This is a genomic window from Kitasatospora sp. NPDC057512, from assembly GCF_042802135.1.
In the GTDB taxonomy this organism is placed as follows: domain Bacteria; phylum Actinomycetota; class Actinomycetes; order Streptomycetales; family Streptomycetaceae; genus Kitasatospora.
Genome location: NZ_JBHVET010000639.1, coordinates 1 through 5,137 on the forward strand (window position 1 = coordinate 1; position 5,137 = coordinate 5,137).

4 protein-coding genes are annotated in these 5,137 nt (G+C 74.9%); 1 reads left to right on the plus strand and 3 read right to left on the minus strand.

Going from position 1 to position 5,137, the window contains the following annotated elements:
- Positions 1-38: 38 nt before the first annotated feature.
- Positions 39-1,700, minus strand: coding sequence for a long-chain fatty acid--CoA ligase (locus ACFU6K_RS30970; protein WP_380668621.1), 1,662 nt, complete (start codon positions 1,698-1,700; stop codon positions 39-41).
- A 189-nt stretch (positions 1,701-1,889) separates the two neighbouring features.
- Positions 1,890-2,762, minus strand: a complete 873-nt coding sequence (locus ACFU6K_RS30975; RefSeq protein ID WP_380668623.1) for a DUF1906 domain-containing protein — start codon at positions 2,760-2,762, stop codon at positions 1,890-1,892.
- Positions 2,763-2,914: 152 nt separating this feature from the next.
- Between ACFU6K_RS30975 and ACFU6K_RS30980 the strand changes: the two genes are divergently transcribed.
- On the plus strand, positions 2,915-3,982 hold the full coding sequence (locus ACFU6K_RS30980; protein ID WP_380668625.1) for a DMT family transporter: 1,068 nt from the start codon (positions 2,915-2,917) through the stop codon (positions 3,980-3,982).
- Between the two features lie 78 nt (positions 3,983-4,060).
- Here ACFU6K_RS30980 and ACFU6K_RS30985 read toward each other — a convergent pair whose 3' ends face one another.
- A complete protein-coding gene (locus ACFU6K_RS30985) occupies positions 4,061-4,861 on the minus strand; it encodes a pyridoxal 5'-phosphate synthase (RefSeq protein ID WP_380668627.1) in 801 nt (266 codons plus the stop codon).
- Between the last annotated feature and the right edge of the window lie 276 nt (positions 4,862-5,137).

The window sequence follows — 5,137 nt, forward strand, 5'->3', positions numbered from 1 at the left end:
GCCCCCGTCCGTACGGGGGTGGCCGGCCCTTCGCGCGGTCACTCCTTGCCGAGCACCGTGACGTCCAGTTCCTCGGCCGCGTAGCTGGCCCGGATCACCTTCTTGTCGAACTTGCCGACCGAGGTCTTCGGCACCGACTCCACGATCGACCAGCGCTCCGGCAGCTGCCAGGAGGCGATCCGCTCGCCCAGGAAGGCCCGCAGCTCCTTCAGCCCCGCGGTCGCGCCCGGGCGCAGCACCACGGTGGCCAGCGGGCGCTCGCCCCACTTCTCGTCCGGGACGGCGACCACGGCGGCCTCGGCCACGTCGGGGTGGGCCATCAGGGCGTTCTCCAGCTCGACCGAGGAGATCCACTCGCCGCCGGACTTGATGACGTCCTTGGCCCGGTCGGTGAGGGTCAGGTAGCCGTCGGCGGTGATGGTGCCGACGTCGCCGGTGCGCAGCCAGCCGTCCTCGGAGAACTTGTCGTCCGGGCGGACCGGGTCCTGGCCGGCGCCGCCGTAGTACGCCCCGGCGATCCACGGGCCGCGCACCTCCAGCTCGCCCGCCGAGACGCCGTCGTGCGGCATCCGCTCGCCGCCCGGGCCGATCAGCCGGGCCTCGACGGAGGCCGGGAAGATGCCCTGGGTGATCCGGTACGGCCACTCCTGCTCGGGGGTGAGGCCGCCCGGCGGCTGGGCGAAGGAGCCGAGCGGGGAGGTCTCGGTCATGCCCCAGGCGTGCAGCACCCGGATGCCGTGGCGCTCCTCGTAGGCCTTCATCAGGGAGGGCGGACAGGCGCTGCCGCCGATGACCACCATGCGCAGGCTGGAGATGTCGTAGTCGCCCGCGTCGAGCTCGCCCAGCAGGCCGGCCCAGATGGTGGGGACGGCGGCGCTGACGGTCGGGCGGACGGCCGCGATCATCTCGGCCATCGGCTTGGGCTGGAGGAAACGATCCGGCATGAGCAGGTTGGCGCCGGACATGAAGGCCGCGTGCGGGATGCCCCAGGCCTGGACGTGGAACATCGGGACCACCGGCAGCGCGGTGTCGCTCGGGGTGAAGGCGAAGTTGTCGCCGGTGTTGACCTGGAGGCAGTGCAGGTAGACCGAGCGGTGGCTGTAGAGCACGCCCTTCGGGTCCCCGGTGGTGCCGGAGGTGTAGCAGAGGACGGCGGCCTGCCGCTCGTCGATGTCGCGCTGCCAGGGGTACTCGGTGGGCCGGCCGGCGATCAGCTCCTCGTAGTCGTGCACGCCGCCCGCGAAGCCGGCCAGCACAGAGCGGTCGCCGGGACCGTTCACCACGATGTGCTTGAGGGTCGGCGCGAGGTCCGGCAGGACGGCGGCGAGCAGCGGCAGGACGCTGCCGTCGACGATGATCACGCGGTCGGCGGCGTGGTTGACGATGAACGACAGCTGCTGGGAGGGCAGTCGCAGGTTCAGCGTGTGCAGCACGGACCCCATGGAGGGGACGGCGAGGTACGCCTCCAGGTGCTCGGCGTTGTTCCACATCAGCGTCGCTATGACGCTCTCGTCGGTGCACCCGAGCTCGTCGCGCAGGGCCCAGGCGAGCCGGGCGGCGCGGGCGCCGACCTCGGCGTAGGTCCGGACGACCGGGCCGGTGCCGTCCCAGGTGGTCACGGTCGAACGGCCGTGGACCGTGGACCCGTGCTCCAGGATTCGGGCGACGGTGAGCGGAACATCCTGCATCGTGCTGAACACGGGTCCTCCTTGACCTGGCGGCACTGGGGGCTGCGCTCGCGGCACCTACCGGGCGGTAATGCGCGCGGACGTGCCCGATTGTGCCGCTCCCACCCCCTGCTGTCAGTATCCCGGCTCCGTTGCGCGGATCACGGATTCGTCCCGGTTCCGCCCCCGGCCCGCGAGGGTCGGGGTCGTCCGCGGCGGGTCTCAGCGGGCGGTCGGGCCGTCCACGTGGTTGCGGTCCACGGTGAGGGTGACGCCGCCGAAGGTCTCCTCGACGTTGCCGCGGTACTGGTGGACGCGCTGGTGGAAGGTCCAGAGGTCGGGGGCCAGGGCGCCGGAGCCGTCGGTGTCGGCCCGGCCGTCCCAGCGGGCGTACCAGAGCGCGTCGGGCATCGGGGAGCTGCCGGCCCGGGCGGCGGCGGCGAGGTCCGCGATGCCGGAGTCGAGGCTGGAGTAGAAGCCGGAGCGGTAGCCGGCGGCGTGCAGGCCCGCCGTCCAGCCGAGGGTGAAGTCGACCACGGCCTGGCCGCAGGCCGGGTCGCGCAGGGGATAGGCCTCGATGTCCAGGTAGACCGGGCTGCCCTTGGCGAAGCCGAGCGCGCGCAGGGACCGGGCGGCCTCGTCCGCCTCCTCCCGGCCCTGCTCGACGGCCTTCGCCGGGTCGATCCGCCTGGGCTTGCGGCCCGGGTCGGCGCACGGCGCCTGCAGTCCGACGTGCACCGGCAGGAACCGCCAGCCCAGTGCCCGCACCTGGCGCACCCACTCGGCGGTGAGCCGCGGCTGGCCGCAGCCGCGCTGGGAGCCGCTGGTGTAGACGCCGACCGCCCCGTACGGGGAGGCGTCGCGCCAGGCCTTCAGGGTGTCCAGCGGCGGTGCGGTGCAGGCGTCGAAGGCGGGGCCGCTCCAGGTGTCGCGGGCCCGGGGAGGGCCGGACCGGTCGGGCAGCGTGACGGCCCGGATGCGGGGGGCGGCGGCGACGGCCGGGGAGGCGGCTTCGGCGTTCACGACCGTCCCGTCGGTGGCCAGCAGGAGCACGAGGGCGGCGGCGAGGAGGGCGGCGGGGCGGAGATGGCGCACCCCGCCTTGTTACTGACGGTCCGTCGGACGCCCGCGGCAGCCACGCCGCAGCGCCCGCGCGAGTCCACCCTTTCGGACGCGCCCGTCCGTATCCGTCCCGATTTTTGTAACGAGCTTGCTGGTTCATCACTCCTTACGGCAAACTCACGAATATGCCCACCTCCCATACCAGCGAAACCCCTGCCGCCTCGTCGTCGGCCGCCGCCGTCGCCGAGGCCCTGGCCATGCCGCCCTCCCCCAAGGGCGAGCCCGCCGGCGAGCGGGGCAGCTGGCGACGAGGTGGGGCGTCCGGCCCCGCGGCGCCACCCGAAGTCCACCCCGGCCGGTCCACCGGCCGGTTCGGCAAGGTCCTGCGGCGCCCGGAGCGGATCCCGGCGCCGCTTCTCTGTCTGACCGCGATGTTCCTGGTGCAGACCGGCATCGCCCTGTCCAAGCCGCTGTTCGGCCCGCTCGGCGTCAGCGGCACGACCTTCCTGCGGCTCGGCTTCGCCGCCGTCATCCTGCTCGCCGTCACCCGGCCGAAGCTGCGCGACAAGCGCCCGCGCGACCTCGCCGCGGCCGCGCTGCTCGGCATGGCCTCGGCCGGGATGACCTTCCTGTTCGCCGGGGCGATCGACCGGCTGCCGATGGGCACCGCCGCGACCATCGAGTTCCTCGGCCCGCTCGCCGTCGCCCTGGTCTTCGCCCGGCGCGCCAGCCACCTGCTCTGGGCGCTGCTCGCGGCCGCGGGCGTGGCGCTGCTGACCCTGCTCGGCGAGGGCGACGGCGGCGGATCGCTCGACCCGGTCGGTCTGCTGTACGCCTTCGGGGCGGCCGCCTGCTACGCCCTGTACATCCTGTTCACCGACAAGGTCGGCGCGGCCTTCCAGGGGTTCCAGGGCCTGGCGGTGTCGATGACGGTCGGCGCGCTGACGCTGGCGCCGTTCGGGCTCGGCCAGGCCTGGCACGGGCTGACCGCACCCTACGCCTCGCCGGTGGCGCTGCTCGCCGCGGTGGCCGGGGTGTCGCTGCTGCTGCCGGTGATCCCGTACGCGCTGGAGATGACCGCGCTGCGACGGATGCCGCAGCGGGTGTTCAGCGTGCTGGTCAGCCTGGAGCCGGCGGTCAGCGCGCTGGTCGGGCTGGTGGTGCTGGGCCAGCTGCTGGGTGCACCGCAGCTGGCCGGGATCGGGTGCGTGGTCGCGGCCAGTGTGGGGGCCACGCTGACCGGGCGTCGGTAACCCTCGCGGGGTCTGGTCCCCAGGGCGCCTCGGGTGCCCGGGGACCCGAGGACCCGAGGACCCGAGGACCCGGGGGCCTTACGGCCAGAGCAGGGTGCGCGACCACTCCGGGGAGCTGACCGGGCCGGTGCGGGTGTAGCGCAGCCGGATGTGCCGGCGCTGGGCGTCGCCCTGCCAGAACTCCACCTCGTGCGCCCACAGGGTGTAGACCGCGTGCCCGGGCGCGACCGCGTCCGGGTGCGCCTCCAGCCGGCGACGGGCGACCGCCTCCGCCTCGTCGTACTCGGCGACCGAGCCCAGCGGCTCGCTCTGCCGCCCGACCAGCGCGCCGACCCGGGCGGCGGGCGAGCGGGTGGCGAACTCGGCGGCGGCGACCAGGTCGGCGGCCCGCTCGACGGTGCCGCGCACCCGGACCTGGCGGCCCAGCTGCGGCCAGTAGACGGTCAGCGCGGCGGCCGGGTGCTCGGCGAGCTGGCGGCCCTTGGGGCTGTCGGCGGCCGCCGAGAAGTTCCAGCCGGTGCCGGCCGCGTCGACGTCGCGCAGCACCAGCACCCGGGCGTCCGGCATGCCGTCGGCGTCGACGGTCGAGAGGGTGAAGGCCTGCGGGTCCAGCACCCCGGCGTGCAGCGCGGTGGCGAGCCAGTCCACGAACAGCGGGCCGGGCTCGGCGGGGGCGGCCTGGTGGTCGAAGGACGGCAGCGGGCGGGCCATCGGCGGGCGGCCGAGCAGTAGTTCGGGGACGGACCTGGGCCCGGAGCGGTGCTCGTGGAGCGGCTCGGCCGACGGCTCCGGGCGCGCGTCCGCCACCGGCTCCGCCCCGGCCTCCGGTGCGGGCCTGGCCTCGTCCGGGCCGGTCAGGCCCTCCTCCTCCGCCGCCATCGCGCGCCCTTCCTTCCGATTGCCGCGGTCGCCGCCCCGGCCGGGCCGGCCCATCCGGGCCCGGGCACGTGGGTGCGCTGTCGGAGCGCAACCGTACCGCCGTGGGCCGACGGCTCCGGGCGCGGGCCCTCGGTGGACGGATCCGGGCCGGTCGGCGGGGGAATCCGGGGATGCCCGGCGGGGTGGTCCGACGGCGATGTGCGGGCGGGAGATCCGGGCGGGATGCCCGAGCCGACGGCCGAGCACACCGGCGCCGGACACACTCGTGGGCCTGTC